Origin of the sequence: Pseudomonas sp. FH1 (assembly GCF_000510895.2) — a bacterium.
In the GTDB taxonomy this organism is placed as follows: domain Bacteria; phylum Pseudomonadota; class Gammaproteobacteria; order Pseudomonadales; family Pseudomonadaceae; genus Aquipseudomonas; species Aquipseudomonas azotoformans_A.
Genome location: NZ_AOHM01000002.1, coordinates 105,606 through 124,763, shown reverse-complemented (window position 1 = coordinate 124,763; position 19,158 = coordinate 105,606). Strand labels below are relative to the sequence as shown.

15 protein-coding genes are annotated in these 19,158 nt (G+C 61.7%); 2 read left to right on the top strand and 13 right to left on the bottom strand.

Features of this window, described 5'->3' with window-relative positions; translation table 11 throughout:
* Positions 1–100: 100 nt before the first annotated feature.
* From H096_RS01215 to arcD (H096_RS01165), 11 genes are all read right to left on the bottom strand, one after another.
* Positions 101–313 (bottom strand): cold-shock protein, encoded by a 213-nt coding sequence (locus H096_RS01215; RefSeq protein ID WP_003365337.1) that lies wholly within the window; start codon positions 311–313, stop codon positions 101–103.
* 393 nt (positions 314–706) lie between these two features.
* Positions 707–1,831 (bottom strand): glycine cleavage system aminomethyltransferase GcvT, encoded by a 1,125-nt coding sequence (gcvT, locus tag H096_RS01210; RefSeq protein WP_033896362.1) that lies wholly within the window; start codon positions 1,829–1,831, stop codon positions 707–709.
* Positions 1,832–1,870: 39 nt separating this feature from the next.
* Entirely contained in the window at positions 1,871–3,247 is a 1,377-nt protein-coding gene (locus H096_RS01205; RefSeq protein WP_033896361.1) for an L-serine ammonia-lyase, read from the bottom strand.
* Positions 3,248–3,361: 114 nt separating this feature from the next.
* On the bottom strand, positions 3,362–6,199 hold the full coding sequence (gene gcvP, locus H096_RS01200; protein WP_033896360.1) for an aminomethyl-transferring glycine dehydrogenase: 2,838 nt from the start codon (positions 6,197–6,199) through the stop codon (positions 3,362–3,364).
* Positions 6,200–6,209: 10 nt separating this feature from the next.
* Entirely contained in the window at positions 6,210–6,593 is a 384-nt protein-coding gene (gcvH, locus tag H096_RS01195) for a glycine cleavage system protein GcvH (RefSeq protein ID WP_010208126.1), read from the bottom strand.
* 271 nt (positions 6,594–6,864) lie between these two features.
* Positions 6,865–8,373, bottom strand: coding sequence for a sigma-54-dependent transcriptional regulator (locus H096_RS01190; RefSeq protein ID WP_033896359.1), 1,509 nt, complete (start codon positions 8,371–8,373; stop codon positions 6,865–6,867).
* A 106-nt stretch (positions 8,374–8,479) separates the two neighbouring features.
* Positions 8,480–8,842, bottom strand: coding sequence for a DUF5064 family protein (locus H096_RS01185; protein ID WP_033896358.1), 363 nt, complete (start codon positions 8,840–8,842; stop codon positions 8,480–8,482).
* An 18-nt stretch (positions 8,843–8,860) separates the two neighbouring features.
* Positions 8,861–9,790, bottom strand: a complete 930-nt coding sequence (gene arcC, locus H096_RS01180) for a carbamate kinase (RefSeq protein WP_033896357.1) — start codon at positions 9,788–9,790, stop codon at positions 8,861–8,863.
* Positions 9,791–9,843: 53 nt separating this feature from the next.
* Positions 9,844–10,854, bottom strand: a complete 1,011-nt coding sequence (locus H096_RS01175) for an ornithine carbamoyltransferase (protein ID WP_033896356.1) — start codon at positions 10,852–10,854, stop codon at positions 9,844–9,846.
* A gap of 69 nt (positions 10,855–10,923) precedes the next feature.
* Positions 10,924–12,180 (bottom strand): arginine deiminase, encoded by a 1,257-nt coding sequence (arcA, locus tag H096_RS01170; protein ID WP_033896355.1) that lies wholly within the window; start codon positions 12,178–12,180, stop codon positions 10,924–10,926.
* A 33-nt stretch (positions 12,181–12,213) separates the two neighbouring features.
* The gene (arcD, locus tag H096_RS01165; protein WP_033896354.1) at positions 12,214–13,641 is read right to left on the bottom strand and encodes an arginine-ornithine antiporter; all 1,428 of its coding nucleotides are present in this window, start codon (positions 13,639–13,641) and stop codon (positions 12,214–12,216) included.
* Positions 13,642–14,088: 447 nt separating this feature from the next.
* On the opposite strand from arcD (H096_RS01165), the gene arcD (H096_RS01160) reads away from it, so the two are divergent.
* Together arcD (H096_RS01160) and H096_RS01155 are read left to right on the top strand one after the other, a co-directional pair.
* Positions 14,089–15,516, top strand: a complete 1,428-nt coding sequence (gene arcD, locus H096_RS01160) for an arginine-ornithine antiporter (protein ID WP_033896353.1) — start codon at positions 14,089–14,091, stop codon at positions 15,514–15,516.
* Positions 15,513–16,376, top strand: coding sequence for a DNA-3-methyladenine glycosylase (locus tag H096_RS01155; protein WP_033896352.1), 864 nt, complete (start codon positions 15,513–15,515; stop codon positions 16,374–16,376). The genes arcD (H096_RS01160) and H096_RS01155 overlap by 4 nt, the downstream gene beginning before the upstream one ends.
* Here H096_RS01155 and H096_RS01150 read toward each other — a convergent pair whose 3' ends face one another.
* Both H096_RS01150 and H096_RS01145 read right to left on the bottom strand, forming a co-directional pair.
* Positions 16,377–17,726: a CoA transferase gene (locus H096_RS01150; protein ID WP_033896351.1), complete on the bottom strand. Its 1,350-nt coding sequence runs from the start codon at positions 17,724–17,726 to the stop codon at positions 16,377–16,379. It lies immediately after the preceding gene.
* 40 nt (positions 17,727–17,766) lie between these two features.
* Positions 17,767–19,110 carry a HAMP domain-containing sensor histidine kinase gene (locus H096_RS01145; RefSeq protein WP_033896350.1) on the bottom strand — a complete coding sequence of 448 codons (1,344 nt, stop codon included), beginning with the start codon at positions 19,108–19,110 and terminating at the stop codon, positions 17,767–17,769.
* Positions 19,111–19,158 lie beyond the last annotated feature (48 nt).

Genomic DNA, 19,158 nt, shown 5'->3' with positions numbered 1-19,158 from the left:
CTGAAGATAGGTCAGAAGGCGTAAACCTTATTCAGGACGGGACAACGCACATAAAAAAGCCCCTGATGTCACCATCAGGGGCTTTTTGTCGCAGGAGGGATCAGCCTTCCGCTTGTACTTCGTCAGCCTGCATGCCTTTTTGGCCTTGCACAGCAACGAACGTCACTTTCTGGCCTTCTTTCAGGCTCTTGAAGCCGTTGCCCTGAATAGCGCGGAAATGCACGAACAGATCCGGACCGCTTTCTGGAGTGATAAAACCAAACCCTTTCTCGTCGTTAAACCACTTGACGGTACCGCTCTGACGTTCAGCCATTTTCTTATTTCCTTGACGCTAAAAATTAATGACAGCCCCTTTCGCAGGAAAGAGTACTGGGCTGGGTTGCAGGAAAGTAAGAGACGTCGAACGGGTTGTAGCACAACTACTTCAGCTACTGCCCAGGTCCAGGTTCCAAGCGACCCATGCAAACACAGTGGGCAAACTCTACGCCAACTAATAGAGAAAAAACAAGCCCTGCCAAAAGCCCAGGTTTTGCTGGGGCTTATGACACTTGGGTGAATGTTCTGGATCCGACTTATTCGATAGAGTTGGTCACTTGTTATAGCTTGATCCCTATAAAAAAGACTATCGAGAGTGCACTGTTTTATGGCGATTGCGTTACAAATTAGTGCGCGTTAACGCAATCGCGTTACTTATAGAAACAGTCAATCAACCACGGTAGTAACGTTGCGGCACAAATGGCATTTTACTTACACGTAGTGGCACCTTTTTCCCACGTACCAACGCAGAGACTTCGGTATCCAGTGCGGTGAAGGCGCTGTCCAGGTAACCCATGGCCAGCGGGCCGCCGAGGGTCGGACCGAAGCCGCCGCTGCACACACTGCCGATCACGGTGCCGTCGGCGTCGACGATTTCTGCGCCTTCACGCACCGGCGTGCGTTCTTGTGGCAACAGGCCTACACGTTTGCGGCTCACACCGGTTTGCTGCTGGGTGAAGATCTTGTCGGCACCCGGAAAGCCGCCGGCACGGGCGCCGTCGGCACGACGGGCCTTGGAGATCGCCCACAGCAGGCTGGCTTCGATCGGTGTGGTGTCGGTGTTCATGTCGTGGCCGTACAGGCACAGGCCGGCTTCCAGGCGCAGCGAGTCGCGGGCGCCCAGGCCGATGGCCTGTACTTCGGTCTCGGCCAGCAGGCTGCGCGCGAGGCTTTCGGCATTGGCGGCGGGCACTGAGATTTCAAAGCCGTCTTCGCCGGTGTAGCCCGAGCGGCTGACGTAGCAGTCCACGCCCAGCAGGCGCAGCGTGGCGAACTGCATGAAGGTCATCTTGGTGACTTCCGGTGCCAGGCGCGCCAGTACCTTCACCGCCGAAGGGCCTTGCAGGGCCAGCAACGCACGTTCTTCGAACAGCGGCTCAATGGTGCACTGGTCGCCGATATGCTGGCGCAGGTGGGCCAGGTCCTGGTCCTTGCAGGCGGCGTTGACCACCAGGAACACTTCGTCGTTACCCAGGTTGGCCACCATCAGGTCATCGAGAATACCGCCCTGGTCGTTGGTGAACATCGCGTAGCGCTGCATGCCCACCGGCAGGTCGATGATGTCGACGGGCACCAGGGTTTCCAGGGCTTTGGCGGCATTGGCGCCGGTGAGGCGGATCTGGCCCATGTGGGACACGTCGAACAGCCCGGCCTGATCACGGGTGTGCAGGTGTTCCTTCATCACGCCCAAGGGGTATTGCACCGGCATGTCGTAGCCGGCGAAGGGCACCATGCGGGCGCCCAGTTCGATGTGCAGGGCGTGCAGAGGGGTTTTCAACAGGGTTTCGGTGGACATATTCAGCTCCTGAAAAACGTGCTGGCGCGCCGTTAGGCGTCAGCACTCGATAATGTTGACCGCCAAACCGCCACGGGCGGTTTCCTTGTATTTGCTTTTCATGTCGGCGCCGGTCTGGCGCATGGTGCGGATGACCTTGTCGAGGGACACAAAGTGCTGCCCATCACCGCGCAAGGCCATGCGCACCGCATTGATCGCCTTGACCGAGCCCATCGCATTGCGCTCGATGCACGGCACCTGCACCAGCCCGCCAATCGGGTCGCAGGTCAGGCCGAGGTTGTGTTCCATGCCGATCTCAGCGGCGTTTTCCACTTGGGAAACGCTGCCGCCCAAGACTTCGCACAACGCCCCGGCCGCCATGGAACAGGCCACGCCGACCTCGCCCTGACAGCCGACTTCGGCGCCGGAAATCGACGCGTTTTCCTTGTACAAAATCCCGATGGCAGCGGCGGTGAGCAGGAAACGCACCACGCCGTCTTCGTTCGCGCCAGGGATAAAGCGCATGTAGTAATGCAGCACCGCCGGCACGATGCCGGCCGCGCCGTTGGTGGGCGCCGTGACCACGCGGCCGCCGTTGGCGTTTTCTTCGTTGACCGCCAGGGCGTAAAGGTTGACCCAGTCGAGTACCGACAATGGGTCACGCAGCGCCGACTCCGGGTGTTTGCACAGCTGGCGATGCAGGGCCGCGGCGCGACGCTTGACCTTCAAGCCGCCGGGCAAAATCCCTTCGTTGCGACAGCCCGCGTCCACACAGTCCTGCATCACCTGCCAGATCTTCAGCAACCCGGCGCGGGTTTCTGCCTCTGGGCGCCAGGCGCTCTCGTTGGTCAGCATCACCTGGCTGATGGACAACCCGTAGGTGGTGCAATGGCCGAGGAGGTCTTTGGCATGCTTGAAGGGGAAGGTCAGCGGTGTGGCGTCCTCGACAATCCGGTCGGCGCCGGCGGCGTCTTCATCCACCACAAACCCACCGCCGACCGAGTAGTACTCGCGGCTGCGGATCTGGATAGTGGCGGCGTCGAAGGCACGGAAAATCATGCCGTTGGGATGGTAGGCGAGGGGTTTGCGAATCATCGCCAAGTGTTCTTTCTCGTTGAACGCAATGCTGTGTTCGCCGAGCAGGTTCAGGCAGCCGTCCTTGCGCATCTGCGCCAGGCGGGTGGCCACGGTTTCGGTATTCACGGTGTCCGGGTGTTCGCCTTCCAGGCCCAGCAGCACGGCCTTGTCGCTGCCGTGGCCTTTACCGGTGGCGCCCAGCGATCCGTAGAGTTCCACCTTGATGCTGGTGGTGGCGCTCAGCAGGTCGTCACGCTTGAGTCCCTCGACGAATCGAGCGGCGGCACGCATCGGGCCAACGGTGTGGGAACTGGAGGGGCCGATGCCAATCTTGAACAGGTCGAACACGCTAAGGGACATGGTTGTTCTCCGGTTTCTTGTTATGTGGCAGCCGCAAGCTACAAGCCACAAGCTGCAAGGAAGAGCCGCTGGGGCTTCTAACTTGCCGCTTGAAGCTTGCCGCTTAAAACTGCTTTACGCGTAAAGCTCGATCGACGGGCACGCACACACCAGGTTGCGATCACCAAACACGTTGTCCACCCGCCCAACCGGCGGCCAGTACTTGCCTTCGATCAACGACGGCACCGGGTACACCGCCTGCTCGCGGGTGTACGGATGCGTCCACTCACTCACCAGTTCAGCAGCGGTGTGCGGCGCGTTTTTCAGCGGGTTGTCGTCCTTGTCCAAGGTGCCGTTTTCCACCGCGCGGATTTCTTCGCGGATGGCGATCATCGCGTTGCAGAAGCGGTCCAGTTCTTCCTTGGATTCGCTTTCGGTCGGCTCGATCATCAAGGTGCCGGCCACCGGGAACGACATGGTCGGCGCATGGAAGCCGAAGTCGATCAGGCGCTTGGCCACGTCGTCCACGCTGATGCCGCTGCTGTCTTTGAGGGGGCGCAGATCCAGGATGCATTCGTGCGCCACCAGGCCGTTGCTGCCGGTGTAGAGCACAGGGTAGTGCTCTTCCAGGCGACGGGAGATGTAGTTGGCATTCAGGATCGCCAGTTGCGAAGCACGCTTGAGGCCCGCACCGCCCATCATGCTGATGTACATCCAGGTGATCGGCAAAATGCTTGCGCTGCCGAACGGCGCCGCACACACCGCGCCTTCCTTGCGTTCCATGGCCGCGTGGCCTGGCAGGAACGGCGTGAGGTGCGATTTGACGCCAATCGGGCCAACACCCGGGCCGCCACCGCCGTGAGGGATGCAGAAGGTCTTGTGCAGGTTCAGGTGGGACACGTCGCCGCCGAACTTGCCCGGTGCGCACAGGCCGACCATGGCGTTCATGTTGGCGCCATCGATGTACACCTGGCCGCCGTTGTCGTGAATGATGCCGCAGATTTCGCGGATACCTTCTTCGAACACGCCGTGGGTGGACGGGTAGGTGATCATCAGCGCGGCCAGGTGGTCGCGGTGCTCGATGGCCTTGGCGCGCAGGTCTTCGATGTCGACGTTGCCGCGTGCATCGCACGCAGTCACGACCACGCGCATGCCCGCCATGTTGGCGGTGGCCGGGTTGGTGCCGTGAGCGGACGATGGGATCAGGCAAATGTCGCGGCGCTCATCGCCACGGCTCTGGTGATAGGCACGGATGGCCAAGAGGCCTGCGTACTCGCCCTGGGAACCGGCGTTCGGCTGCAGGGAGATCGCGTCGTAACCGGTGGCCGCGCAGAGCATGGCTTCCAGGTCGGAGGTCAGCTCCAGGTAGCCGGCGCTTTGTTCGGCCGGGGCGAACGGGTGCAGGGCACCGAACTCGGCCCAGGTCACCGGGATCATTTCACTGGCGGCGTTGAGCTTCATGGTGCACGAGCCCAGCGGGATCATGGTGCGGTCCAGCGCCAGGTCCTTGTCGGCCAGCTTGCGCAGGTAGCGCATCAGCTCGGTTTCCGAGTGATAACGGTTGAACACCGGGTGGCTGAGGACGGGAGACTGGCGCAGCAGGGCGGCTGGCAGCGTGTTTTCCGTCTGGGCGAAAGCGGGCAGGGGCTTGCCGTCGGCAAAGATCGCCCACAGGGTTTCGATATCGGCCTGGGTGGTGGTTTCGTCCACCGACACACCCACACGCTCGCCATCCACCACACGCAGGTTGATGCGCTGGGCACGCGCCTTGTCGTGCAGCGCGGCGGTGTTGGCGCCGGTGTTGAGGGTGAGGGTGTCGAAGAAGTGTTCCTGTTCGACCTTCAAGCCCAGGGCGGTCAGGCCCTTGGCCAGGATCGCGGTCAGCTGGTGCACACGCTGGGCAATCTGGGTCAGGCCTTTGGGGCCGTGGTACACGGCGTACATGCTGGCGATGTTGGCCAGCAGCACTTGGGCGGTGCAGATGTTCGACGTGGCTTTTTCGCGGCGGATATGTTGCTCGCGGGTCTGCATCGCCAGGCGCAGGGCCGGCTTGCCGAAACGGTCCACGGATACACCGACCAGACGGCCCGGCATGTCGCGTTTGAACGCATCCTTGGTGGAGAAGTACGCCGCGTGCGGGCCACCAAAGCCCAGCGGCACGCCGAAGCGTTGCGCGCTGCCGATGGCCACGTCGGCGCCGAACTCACCCGGTGGGGTCAGCAGGGTCAGGGCCAGCAGGTCGGCGGCCACGGCCACCAGGGCATTGGCGGCGTGGAAGCGCTCGGTCAGTGCGCGGTAGTCGAACACGTCACCGTTGCTCGCCGGGTACTGCAGCAGGGCGCCGAAGAACGGGCTGACGTCGCTCAGTTCGCGCTCATCGCCCACCACCACGTCGATGCCCAGCGGCTCGGCACGGGTGCGCAGCACGTCGAGGGTTTGCGGGTGGCTGTGGATCGAGGCGAAGAAGGCGTTGCTGCCCTTGTTCTTGCTCAGGCGCTTGCAGAAGGTCATGGCTTCGGCGGCGGCGGTGGCTTCGTCGAGCAAGGAGGCGTTGGCGATCGGCAGGCCGGTGAGGTCGCTGATCAGGGTCTGGAAGTTCAGCAGCGCTTCCAGGCGGCCTTGGGAAATCTCGGGTTGATACGGGGTGTAGGCGGTGTACCAGGCCGGGTTTTCCAGCAGGTTGCGCAGGATCGGCGACGGCGTGTGGCAGTTGTAGTAGCCCTGGCCGATGTAGGTCTTGAACAGTTGGTTCTTGCCGGCGATGGCCTTGATCTTGGCCAGTGCGTCGGCTTCGCTCAGGCCGTCTTCCAGGCCGAGCACGCTGGTGCCCTTGATGCTTTCCGGGATCACGCTGGCGCTCAATGCTTCCAGGGAGTCGAAGCCCAGGCTGGCGAGCATCTGCTGCTCATCTTCCTGGCGCGGGCCGATGTGACGGGCGATGAATTCGTTGGCGGTGCTGATGTTGATCGACATGGCGCGCTCCTCAGGCTTCAGCGTTGGCTTTGATCAGGCGGTCGTACGCGTCCTGATCCAACAGTTTAGCGACTGCACCGGCATCGGCCGGCTTAAAGCGGAAGAACCAACCTTCGCCCATCGGGTCTTCGTTGACCAGCTCCGGGCTGCCATCCAATTTGTCGTTCACTTCAAGGACTTCACCGTCCAAAGGCATGTACACGCCGCTGGCCGCTTTGACCGACTCAACGGTGGACGCCTCAGCGCCCTTGTCATAGGCCTGCAACTCCGGCAGTTGCACGAAAACCACATCACCCAGCGCGTTCTGCGCGAAAGCGGTGATACCCACGGTGACGCTGCCGTCAGCTTCGGCGCGCAGCCATTCGTGATCTTCAGTGAAACGCAACTCGCTCATGGAAACTCCTCAAGGCCAGATTCGTCTGGTGGACGGGATTGGAATAATGGGGAGTTGCTTAGCAATATCGCGGCCAATCTTATTTATTCGTTATAAATCAATGAGTTAATAAAATTGGTTATAGCGTTATGCATTATGACTGTAGCGATTTCGCTACAGCTGGGCGCAGGAAAAAAAGCCTATGCGGATCAAAGCCTTGCATGGCGCGCAAAAAACAGGGTTGTAGCGATATCGTTACGCTGTAGCGCTTTCAGTACAGCCGATGTCGTTCTCAGACCTTATTCGGGATGCCGTACTTGCGCAGCCGATGGGCAATCGCCGTGTGCGAGGTCTGCAACCGGCTGGCCAGTTGGCGCGTCGAAGGGTAGCTGGTGTATAGCGTTTCCAGCAGGTTGCGCTCGAAGTCTTCCACCGCCTGTTCCAGGCTGTCGATTTCACCGTCGCTCTGGCGCGCCACTGACGTGCCGGCGATATCCAGGTCGCCAATGTCCACCAAGCTGCTTTCGCAGATGGCGGCGGCGCGGAAGATCACGTTCTGCAGTTGCCGAACGTTGCCCGGCCAGCGGTTGCCGAGCAGCGCCGGGTACGTGCCGGGTGCCAGGCGGCACACCGGACGCTGGATCTGCGCGCAGGCCTGCTGCATGAAATAACGGGCCAGCAACAGGATGTCCTGGCCGCGTGCGCGCAATGGCGGCACTTCGACGTTGAGCACGTTGAGGCGATAGAACAGGTCTTCGCGAAAGGTGCCTTCGCTGACCATTTTTTCCAGATCGCGGTGGGTGGCGCTGAGGATGCGCACATTGACCTTCACTTCACGGTCGCCGCCCACGCGGCGGAAGCTGCCGTCGTTGAGAAACCGCAGCAGCTTGGCCTGCAAGTACGGCGACATCTCACCGATCTCATCCAGAAACACCGTGCCCTGGTTGGCCAACTCCATCAGCCCCGGCTTGCCACCGCGTTGCGCGCCGGTAAAGGCGCCCGGTGCATAACCGAACAACTCGCTTTCCGCGAGGTTCTCCGGCAGCGCCGCGCAGTTCAAGGCCAGGAACGGCGCACTGTGGCGCGCACTGATGGCATGACAGGCCCGCGCCACCAGCTCTTTGCCGGTGCCGGTTTCGCCCTGGATCAACAACGGGGCATCCAGCGCCGCTACCCGCTGGGCGCGGGCCTTGAGCGTGCGGATGACCGGGGATTCACCGAGCAGCGCGTCAAAGCCTTCGGCATGGTCATGGTGCAGCGCCGACAGCTGTTCGCCGATGCGGTTGGGTTGGTAGAAGGTGAGCAGGGCGCCGGCGTCGGTGATCGGCGTGGCGTCCAGCAGCAGGGTCTGGCCGTTGACGCTGATCTCGCGCAGCGGCAAGCGGAAGCCTTGCTCCAGCAGGGTGTCGAGCAGCTTCGGGTCATTGAACAGTTCGCTGATGCTTTCGCCCGCCGGCTCGCGACCATACAGGGCGATCAGCGCCGGGTTGGCCAGCAGGATCTTGCCCGCGCTGTCCAGCGCCAGCACCGGGTCGGTCATGGCGGCCAACAGGGCATCGAGTTGCAGGTGGCGACGTTGGCCGGGGAGGATGTCCACCACGGTCACCGCTTGCACGCCCTGCACGCTGAAGAGGGCGTCGCGCAGTTCTTCGAGTACTTCGGCGCTCAGGGTCGGCGCGTCGATGTAGACGTTGGGCGGCACCATCTCCACCGCATCCAGGTTGAGATTGCGCCCACCGAGCAGGGCCAGGACTTCCTGGGTAATGCCGACGCGGTCGATGAAGCTGACGTGGATACGCATGGGGCGCTAACAATTCTGGGGAGCGAGAGGCGGCAAGTATGCCTTGGAGCGAGTGGAGATCAAAATGTGGGAGCGGGCTTGCTCCCACAGTGGATCTGCGGCGTTCTTATTCCAGGTGTTCGGGCTTGACCGGATCACCTGCCTTCACATCCAACTGATGCCGCACATCCTCGAACATCAAGTCGTACTGCTTGTGCATCGCGCCGTTCAACACGGCGATCTTCGGCATGCCGTACTTCTGCGCAATGTTCATCGCATGCCGCGCAAAGTCGAACGCCTGGTCCTTGGGCAGGAAGAACTCTTCCTTGAGGTCCTTGCCCTGCACCGAGCCATGCAGCTTGAACAGCATGCCCTTGCCTTCCTTTGGATCCTGGCTGACTTCGTAGTCGATACACAAGTTGTAGCTGTAGTCCTGCGCATTCAGCGCGTGGCGTTCAACGTGCAAGTGACCCGGTTCAAAGGTGGCCATAGGCGTCTCTCCTCTACTTCACAGATAGGTGATGCCAGGTTTTGCCGTGCTGATGCGCGTACCGGCGCTGCCCTGGACGATGGCTTCGATGTCCGAGAGTGAACCGATGACGGCGGTTTTGCCAGTCTGGCGGGCGAACTCGCAGGCAGCTTGTACCTTGGGGCCCATGGAACCGGCGGCGAAGCCGAGTTTTTCCATTTCGTCGGGGTGGGCCTGGCTGATGGCCTTCTGGGTGGGTTTGCCGAAATCGATAAACGCGGCGTTGACGTCGGTGGCGATCACCAGCAAATCGGCTTCCAACTGCCAGGCCAGCAGAGACGAACACAGGTCCTTGTCGATCACCGCTTCGATGCCTTTGAGCTTGCCGTCCTCGCCATACATGGTCGGGATGCCGCCGCCCCCCGCGCAGATCACGATGCTGCTTTTTTCCAGCAGCCACTTGATCGGGCGGATTTCAAAGATACGTTTAGGGCGCGGGCTGGCGACCACACGACGGTACTTGTCGCCGTCCGGCGCAATGGCCCAGCCTTTTTCGGCGGCGAGTTTTTCCGCTTCTGCCTTGGAATACACTGGGCCGATGGGCTTGGTCGGGTTCTTGAAAGCCGGGTCCTTGGCGTCCACTTCGACTTGGGTGAGCAGGGTGGCGAAGGGCACTTCGAAGTCCAGCAGGTTGCCCAGTTCCTGTTCGATGATGTAGCCGATCATGCCTTCGGTCTCGGCGCCGAGCACGTCCAGCGGGTACGGCGAGACCTGGGTGTAGGCCGCCGCCTGCAACGACAGCAGGCCGACTTGCGGGCCATTGCCGTGAGCGATCACCAGCTCGTTGCCGGGGTGGATCTTGGCGATCTGTTCGGTGGCGATCCGGATATTGGCGCGTTGGTTGTCCGCAGTCATGGGTTCACCACGGCGGAGCAGGGCGTTACCGCCCAGTGCAACGACGATACGCATAGCGTCTGTCCTTTTTCAAAGCAGCGGGGGAGCGGGCTCCCCCGAAGAAAGGGTTACAGGTCGGCCAAGGTCGACACCAGGATCGCCTTGATGGTGTGCATGCGATTTTCCGCTTGCTCGAAGGCGATGCAGGCCGGCGACTCGAACACGTCGTCTGTCACTTCAATGCCATTGGCCAGGTGCGGATACTGCTCGGCAATCTGCTTGCCGACCTTGGTATCGCTGTTGTGAAACGCCGGCAGGCAGTGCATGAACTTGGTGCGTGGGTTGCCGGTGGCTTTCATCAGCTCGGCGTTCACTTGGTATGGCAGCAGTTGTTCGATGCGCTCGGCCCAGGCTTCCACGGGCTCACCCATCGATACCCACACGTCGGTGTGGATGAAGTCCACGCCTTTGACCGCGGCTTTTGGGTCTTCGGTGAGGGTGATGCGCGCGCCGCTTTCTTCTGCGTATTTCTTGCAGCGGCCGACCAGGTCATCGTGGGGCCACAGGGCTTTAGGCGCGCAGATACGCACGTCCATGCCGAGCTTGGCGCCCACCAGCAGCAGCGAGTTGCCCATGTTGTTGCGGGCATCGCCCAGGTAGGCGTAGCTGATCTCGTGAATCGGCTTGTCGGCGTGTTCGCGCATGGTCAGCACGTCGGCGATCATCTGGGTCGGGTGATATTCATCGGTCAGGCCGTTGAACACCGGCACGCCGGCAAACTTGGCCAGCTCTTCGACGATCTCCTGCTTGAAGCCACGGTATTCGATGGCGTCATACATGCGCCCGAGTACGCGGGCGGTGTCCTTCATGCTTTCCTTATGGCCGATCTGCGAGGAGCCCGGGTCGATGTAGGTGACGTTGGCGCCTTGGTCATAGGCGGCCACTTCGAAGGCGCAGCGGGTGCGGGTGGAGGTTTTTTCGAAGATCAGCGCAATGTTGTTGCCTTTGAGGTGTTGCTGTTCGGTGCCGGTGTACTTGGCGCGCTTGAGGTCGCGGGACAGGTCCAGCAGGTAGCGCAGCTCGCGCGGCGTGTGGTGTTCCAGGCTGAGCAGGCTGCGGTTGTGAATGTTGAACGCCATGATGATTCTCCTTGGATTCGGTGATCTGCCTGGCCAGCGTCTGATGGACGCCGGCCAGGGGATGGTCGCTTAGTAGTCGATAGGGTCGCGGATGATCGGGCAGGTCATGCAGTGGCCGCCGCCACGGCCACGGCCCAGTTCACCGGCACTGATGGTGATGACTTCCACACCGGCCTTGCGCAGCAGGGTGTTGGTGTAGGTGTTGCGGTCGTAACCGATCACCACGCCCGGCTCCACGGCCACCACGTTGTTGCCGTCGTCCCACTGCTCGCGTTCAGCGGCGAAGCTGTTGCCGCCGGTTTCCACCACGCGCAGGGCCTTGAGGCCGAGGGCCGCGGCAACGGTGTCGAGGAAGTTGGTTTTCTCGCGTTGGATATCGATGCCGTGAGGCTTGCTCTCGTCTGGGCGCAGGGTGAACGGCACGATCTGGTTGACCACTTCGGGGAAGATGGTGACCAGGTCGCGGTCGCAGAAGCTGAACACGGTGTCCAGGTGCATCGCGGCGCGGGATTTGGGCAGGCCGGCCACGATGACTTTTTCCACCGCCTTGTTCTTGAACAGGTTGCGCGCCAGTTGGCCAATGGCCTGGTGCGACGAACGCTCGCCCATGCCGATCAGGACCACGCCGTTGCCGATGGGCATCACGTCGCCGCCTTCCAGGGTGGACGCGCCGTGTTCTTGATCCGGGTCGCCGTACCAGATCTGAAAGTCCGCGTTGGTGAATTCCGGGTGGAACTTGTAGATGGCGGTGGTCAGCAGGGTCTCCTGGCGTCGCGCCGGCCAGTACATCGGGTTCAGCGTCACGCCGCCGTAGATCCAGCAGGTGGTGTCACGGGTGAACTGGGTGTTGGGCAGCGGCGGCAGGATGAAGCTGGAATGCCCGAGGAAATCGCGGAACATCTCGATGGTCTTGCCACCGAAGCTGCTCGGCAGGTCATCGGCGGACACGCCACCAATCAGGAACTCACTGATTTTGCGCGGCTCCAGGCTGCGCAGCCAGGAGCTGACTTCATCCACCAGGCCCAGGCCGACGGTGTTGGCGGTGATCTTGCGCTCCAGGATCCAGTCCAGCGCGTCGGGGATGGCGACGATGTCGGTGAGCAGGTTGTGCATTTCCAGCACATCAATATCCCGCTCGCGCATCTTGGTCACAAAGTCGAAATGGTCGCGCTTGGCCTGGGCCACCCATAGCACGTCATCGAACAGCAGTTCATCGCAGTTGTTGGGGGTCAGCCGCTGGTGGGCCAAGCCTGGGGAGCACACCATGACTTTGCGCAGTTTGCCGGCTTCGGAATGTACGCCGTACTTCACTTTTTCCGTGGTCATTACAGATCCTCCAGTGAACAAAAGATTCAGGTGTTACAGGGTCAGGAAGCCGTCGTAGAGCCCATAGGCCGCCACCAGGGCGCCAATGACCACTGCGGCGAAAATCAGCTTCTCGACGTTGGTGAAAATCGGTTTGCCCAGTTCACGCTTGGCCTTGGCGAACAGGATCGCGCCGGGGGCGTACAGCAGGGCGGAGAGCAGCAGGTATTTGGTGCCGCCGGCGTAGAGCAGCCAGATCGCGTAGATCAGGGCGATGGCGCCGATGAACAGGTCTTTCTTGCGCTCTTTCAGGGCGTTCTCGTAGGTCTCGCCGCGCACCGCCAGCAGCAGCGCGTAGGCCGCCGACCACAGGTAAGGCACCAGGATCATCGAGGTGGCGAGGTAGATCAGCGACAGGTAAGTGCTGGCGGAAAACAGCGTGATCACCAGGAACAGTTGCACCATGGCGTTGGTCAGCCACAGGGCGTTGACCGGTACGTGGTTGGCGTTCTCCTTGCGCAGGAACTCCGGCATGGTGTGGTCCTTGGCGGCGGCGAACATGATCTCCGCACACAGCAGCACCCACGACAGCAGCGCCCCGAGCAGCGAGATGATCAGGCCGACGCTGATCAGCACCGCGCCCCAGTGGCCCACCACATGCTCCAGCACGGCGGCCATCGATGGGTTTTGCAGCTTGGCCAGTTCCGGTTGGGTCATGATGCCCAGGGACAGCACGTTCACCAGCATCAGGAACAGCAGCACGGTGATAAAACCGATCACGGTGGCCTTGCCCACGTCGGAGCGTTTTTCCGCACGGGACGAGAAGATGCTCGCGCCTTCGATGCCGATGAACACCCAGACGGTGACGAGCATCATGTTGCGCACCTGGTTCATCACACTGCCCAGGTCCGGGTTTTTCACGCCCCAGATGTCAGCGGTGAAGATCTCCAGCTTGAACGCAAACAGCGCGATCAACACGAACAGCACCAGCGGTACGACCTTGGCGACGGTGGTCACCAGGTTGATGAACGCCGCTTCCTTGATGCCGCGCAGCACCAGGAAATGCACGGCCCACAGCAGCGCCGAGGCACCGATCACCGCAGCCGGTGTATTGCCTTCGCCGAAGATCGGGAAGAAGTAACCGAGGGTGCTAAATAGCAACACGAAGTAACCGACGTTGCCCAGCCAGGCACTGATCCAGTAGCCCCAGGCAGACGAGAAACCCATGTAGTCGCCGAACCCGGCCTTGGCGTAGGCGTAGACCCCGCCGTCGAGGTCAGGCTTGCGGTTGGCGAGGGTCTGGAACACAAACGCGAGGGTCAACATGCCGATGGCGGTAATCACCCAACCAATCAACACCGCGCCGACGTCGGCGCTGGCGGCCATGTTCTGCGGCAGTGAGAAGATCCCGCCGCCAATCATCGAGCCCACGACAAGTGCAACCAGTGCGCCGAGTCGAAGTTTTCCGGGAGATTCAGACATTGCATAACTCCAATGCAGGAGAAGAGAGACCACAGAATAATTCCGTGCGCTATTCAAACAGCTGACTCAGATCACTTCATTGGCACATTCCATTGTGAATTAATGACTTAGGCTGGAAACTCGTGGGCGATATAAATCCTCGGAGAGGTGCTTTGCAGAGCGCTTCTCTCGCTTTATGGTTAATCTATTAGTCAGGTCCGTGGACGTTTGAAGCTAGACCGTATTTCCAGATGTGCAAACTTTTCGAACGAAGTTTCACCAAAGCGCTATAAGCGTAGTGCGTGTGCAGTATTTAAATTCTAAATAAGCCTAATTGTGTGTAACTGACATGCCATTACGTTATGAACGTGTCAGTTTTATCGCCTTCTCTAATAAACGCTACACTCGCTGAGTTAATTAGTTGAGTGCACGGTTGTCGGCTCAAACAGTTATTGACCAGGAGTGTGTATGTCCCAACCGGCCCGGAAACTTCGACTCAGCGCCTTGATCGCCCTGGTGGTGGGCTCGATGATCGGCGGCGGGATTTTTTCCTTGCCGCAGAACATGGCTGCCCGCGCCGAGGTGGGGGCCGTGCTGATCGGTTGGGCAATCACCGCCGTCGGCATGTTGACCCTGGCATTCGTGTTCCAGACCTTGGCCAACCGCAAGCCCGAGCTGGATTCGGGGGTGTACGCCTACGCCAAGGCGGGTTTCGGCGACTACATGGGGTTTTCATCGGCTTGGGGCTACTGGATCAGCGCCTGGATGGGCAACGTGGGTTACTTCGTGTTGCTATTTAGTACCCTCGGCTACTTTTTTCCGGTGTTCGGCCAGGGCAACACACCGGTGGCCATCGGCTGTGCGTCCTTGTTGCTGTGGGCCGTGCATTTCCTGGTGATGCGTGGGATCAAGGAGGCGGCGTTCATCAACCAGATCACCACCGTGGCCAAGATCGTGCCGTTGCTGATGTTCATCGTGATCGCCGCCGTGGCGTTCAAGGCGGATATCTTCACCCGCGATATCTGGGGCCTGGGCAACCCGAAGATCGGCAGCGTGGTGGACCAGGTGCGCAACATGATGCTGGTCACCGTGTTTGTGTTCATTGGCATCGAAGGCGCCAGTGTCTACTCGGCGCGGGCTGAGAAACGCTCGGATGTGGGCCGCGCCACGGTGATCGGCTTCCTGGGCGTGCTGGCGTTGCTGGTGCTGGTGAATGTGCTGTCGTTGGGGATCATGAGCCAGCCGGAACTGGCGCAATTGCAAAACCCGTCCCTGGCGGGTGTGCTGGAACATATCGTCGGCCCGTGGGGCGCGATGGCGATCAGCATCGGGTTGGCAGTGTCTCTGCTCGGCGCCTTATTGTCGTGGGCGCTGCTCTGCGCGGAAATCCTCTACGCCACCGCCCATGACAAGACCATGCCGGCCTTCCTGAAAAAGGAAAACGTCAATCAGGTGCCGGTCAATGCGCTGTGGCTGACCAATGTGATGATCCAGCTGTTCCTGGTGATCACGCTGTTTTCCCACAGCACCTACACCACCCTGATTTATCTGGCCTCGTCGATGATCCTGGTGCCCTACCTGTGGTCGGCCGCCTATGCGGTGCTGCTGAGCGGTCGCGGCGAGACCTACGAAGGCGCCCACGGCCAGCGCATGAAGGACCTGCTGGTCGGCCTGATTGCCCTCGGCTACGCGGTGTGGCTGCTCTACGCCGGGGGCTTGAAATACCTGCTGCTGTCGGCGCTGTTGTATGCGCCGGGCGTGATCCTGTTTGCCCTCGCCAAGCGTGAGCAGGGCCAGCCCTTGTTCACCCACATGGAAAAAGGCATTTTCAGCTGCGTGATCGCCGGCGCAGGGCTGGCGGCGTATGGGTTGTACAGCGGGGTATTGTCGTTGTGAGACTGGCGTATCAGCCACCCTACGATTGGGCGGCAATGGTGGGGTTTCTGTCGGCGCGGGCGATCGGCGGGATGGAGACGGTCGAAGCGAGCGTGTACCGGCGCAGTATCCGCCTCGGCGGGCAGCAGGGCTGGATCAGCGTGTCAAGGGGGGATGGCGATTGGCTCGACGTGGAGGTGGATTTTCCAGAAGCGGCGGCTTTGCCTGAGATCGAACGGCGCCTGCGCGCGATGTTTGATCTGGACGCCCAACCCCAGTTGATCAACCCGCAACTGGCGACGGACCCATTGATGGCGCAACTGGTTGCGGCGCGTCCGGGCCTGCGTGTGCCGGGCACCTGGGATGGCCTGGAACTGGCGATTCGCGCGGTGCTGGGCCAGCAAATTACTGTGGTGGCTGCGATTCGTCTGGCGGGCAAGTTGGTGACGCAATACGGTCAGCCACTGGCAACCCCACATGCCGCTATCACCCATGTGTTCCCCTCCGCCGAGGTGTTGGCAGCGGCGGACCTGGCGACGCTGGGCATGCCCAAGGCGCGTGGGCGGACCTTGTCGGGTGTGGCCCAGGCGTTGCTGGATGATCCCCGCTTGTTCGAACCCCAGGCCAGCCTCAAGGCCGGTGTGGCGCGGTTGGTGGCGTTGCCGGGCATTGGCGACTGGACCGCGCAGTACATCGCCATGCGTCAGATGCGCGAGGCGGATGCGTTTGCCTCGGGGGATATCGGGTTGATCAATGCGCTGACGGCGTTGGAAGGTGGGCCGGTGAGCCCACGCCAGTTGCTGGCGCGGGCTGAGGCTTGGCGACCGCTCAGGGCGTATGCGGCGCAGCATTTGTGGACGTCGTTGCAACGGGTGGACTGATCACCACTGGGGTCGGTGTGATCCCAATTCCCCAGCCGGCAAATCCCACTGCAACGGCGTGCCGCTGATGGTCACCGGTGGCAATAATCGATGTGCCTGACCCCAGGCTGTCTGCTCCACCAATACGCCTTGATCCGTTGGCGCTTCGGCGCGTAACGCTGGTTGCTCCGGCACTTGTCCAGCCTCCACCAACAAGCTCGCCGTTCGCGCCAATGACAACCGCGCCGCGCCACCACGCCCGGACTTCAACCGTTCGCTCAATGCTTGAATCGCACTGGCCGCCATCAAATACCCGGTGGCGTGATCCAACGCCTGCAACGGCAGCGGCACTGGTTTGTTCGACTGTTTCCAGGCCATGCCGGCGGCGGCGATTCCGCTGCTCATCTGCACCAGGCTGTCGAAACCCCGACGGTTGCGCCACGGGCCGCTCCAGCCGTAGGCGTTGAGGCTGACGTCAATCAGGCCGGGGGCGAGGGTTTGCAGTCCATCGGCGGTGTAACCCCACTGTTCCAGGGCATCGGCGCGGTAACCATGGAACAGGATGTCGGCTTCCTTGAGCAGGCCTTCGAAAACCTGTCGGCCTTCCGGGCTTTTCAGATCCAGGCGGGCGCAGCGTTTGCCCAGGGTCATTTCCGGTACTACGCCGGGTTCGTTCCAGGTGGGCGAATCGATGCGCAGCACATCAGCGCCCAGGCCTGCGAGAAAGCGGCTGGCGACGGGGCCGGCGAGCACGCGGGTCAGGTCCAATACCTTGAGGCCCGCCAGTGGCCGTGCAACCGAGCAGAGCCAGGGCTTGTCGGTGGTGGTTGCAAAGGTCTGGCGCTGCACCAGTTCCTCGGCATTCACCGCCAACCCTTGGGGGTGGGCCTGCCAGGCTTGCCAGTCACGCATCTGCGCGGCGCAACCGCCCTCATCGACAATCGCCTGTTCCAGTTCGGCGGCATTCCATTTGGCAACCTTGGCGGCCATTTCGGCCCGGTCGGTCACCTTGCCCAGCACACGCTCGGCCGCCGCGCGGTGATGGGGCGCATTGGTGTGCAGGCGAATCCAGCCATCGGCGCTGGCGTAGTCGCCGGCCACCGGGTCCCATAGCGGCGGTGTTTCCCAGCCTACCGGGCGGATAGAAGACGAAAACCAGAAGGACGCAAGTCGCCGGTCCACACTGACGCTGGGTAGGCGCCCGGTCTGTTGTTGGATCAACTGCGCCACCGCCTGGCCAGCGGCACCGATGCTGGCGCTGGCCAGCTCAGTCACGGCGAAGGTCGAGGGCAGGGCGCCGGCTTCGGTAAAGGTCAGTGGTGTTTGCGGTAGAGCGAGTGCGGCTTGGATGGGAGTCAGCAGGTCAGTCATCAAAGGCCCTCCGTAAGAGAAGGGCCACTATAGAAGATCATCAGGCCGGTGTGACAACCCCAGGTTCCAGCGGCAGGTCGATGCTGGCAACAAAACCGCCGTCGGGATGGTTGGCCAGGATCAGGCTGCCGCCATGGCGTTCGGCGGCACGACGCGCAATCGCCAGGCCCAGGCCATGGCCTTGTGCGGTCTGGCCGGGGGCGCGGTAGAAGGGTTCGCCCAGCTGGCTCAAGTGTTCGGTGTCAACACCGGGTCCGTGGTCGCGCACGCTGATCAGGATCCGATCACCCTGACGCTGGGCGTGCAGTTCAATCGGTTGGCCCTGTGGATTGAAGCGCTGGGCATTGCGCAGCAGGTTATCCACCGCGCGTTCGATCATGGTCGGCCAGCCCTTCAGGTTCAGGTCGGTGTCGGCGTTCAGTTGCACCACCTGGTCCGGCGCGCCGAGCTGGGCGTCTTTTTGCAAGGTTTTGAGCAAGACGGTGAGGTCGACTTCTTCGGCGCTGGCGTTGTCGGCATCAACGCGGGCCAGTACCAGAATTTCACTGATCAAGGCTTCCAGACGGTCGCATTCGCGGGTCAGGCGCGGCCAGAGCTTTTCCCGCTCTTCGGGGCTGGCGCGTTCGGCCAACGCCAGGGCGATACGCAAACGCGCCAAGGGCGAACGCAGTTCGTGGGACACGTCGCGCAGCAACTGGCGCTGGCTGCCGATCAGGCTTTGCAGGCGGGCGCCCATGCGGTTGAAATCGGTGGCCAGCACGCCGAATTCATCGCGACGGTTGGCCAGGCGCGCCAGGCTGTTTTGCTGATAGGTGGCTTGGCCAAGGTCGTGCACCGCGCCGCGTAAACGGCTGAGGGGACGGGTGATGGACAGCGTCACCAACAGGCTGAATAGGGTCAGCACGACCAGCGCAATCGCCAGTGCACTCAACGGCCACAGAAGGCTGCTGCGGTGCCAGGCGTCGAGTTCCGGGTGGGGGATGCGGTAGATCAGCAGGTAGGTGTCGCCGGTCTTTTCGCTGGTGTACTCGGCGGTCAGGCGGCGCCAGGGCAGGTGGCCGTCCTGGCTGTCATTCTGACGGGCTTCGAAAGCGGCGGCGCGGCGCGGGAAGGTGCCGCGCACCACCGGCTCGCCGCTTTCATTCAGCACTTGTACGTCGATGTGGTACTGGCGTTTGCGTTGTTGCAGCAAATCCTGGGCCGCGTCCTCGCCCTGGGCTTCGTAGAGCTGGGTCCACTCTTCGGCCAGATTATTGAGGCCGGGGTGACGGCTGAGAATCCAGGCATCTTGATTGAGCATGTGCCCAAGCAGGATCGACAACCCGGCAACCAAGGCGATGGCCAGCCAGAAACTGGCCAGGATGCGCCAGAACAATGAACGCACAGGAAACCCTCAAACAGGAAAAGCCCAGTGGCGGTAGCCACTGGGCTG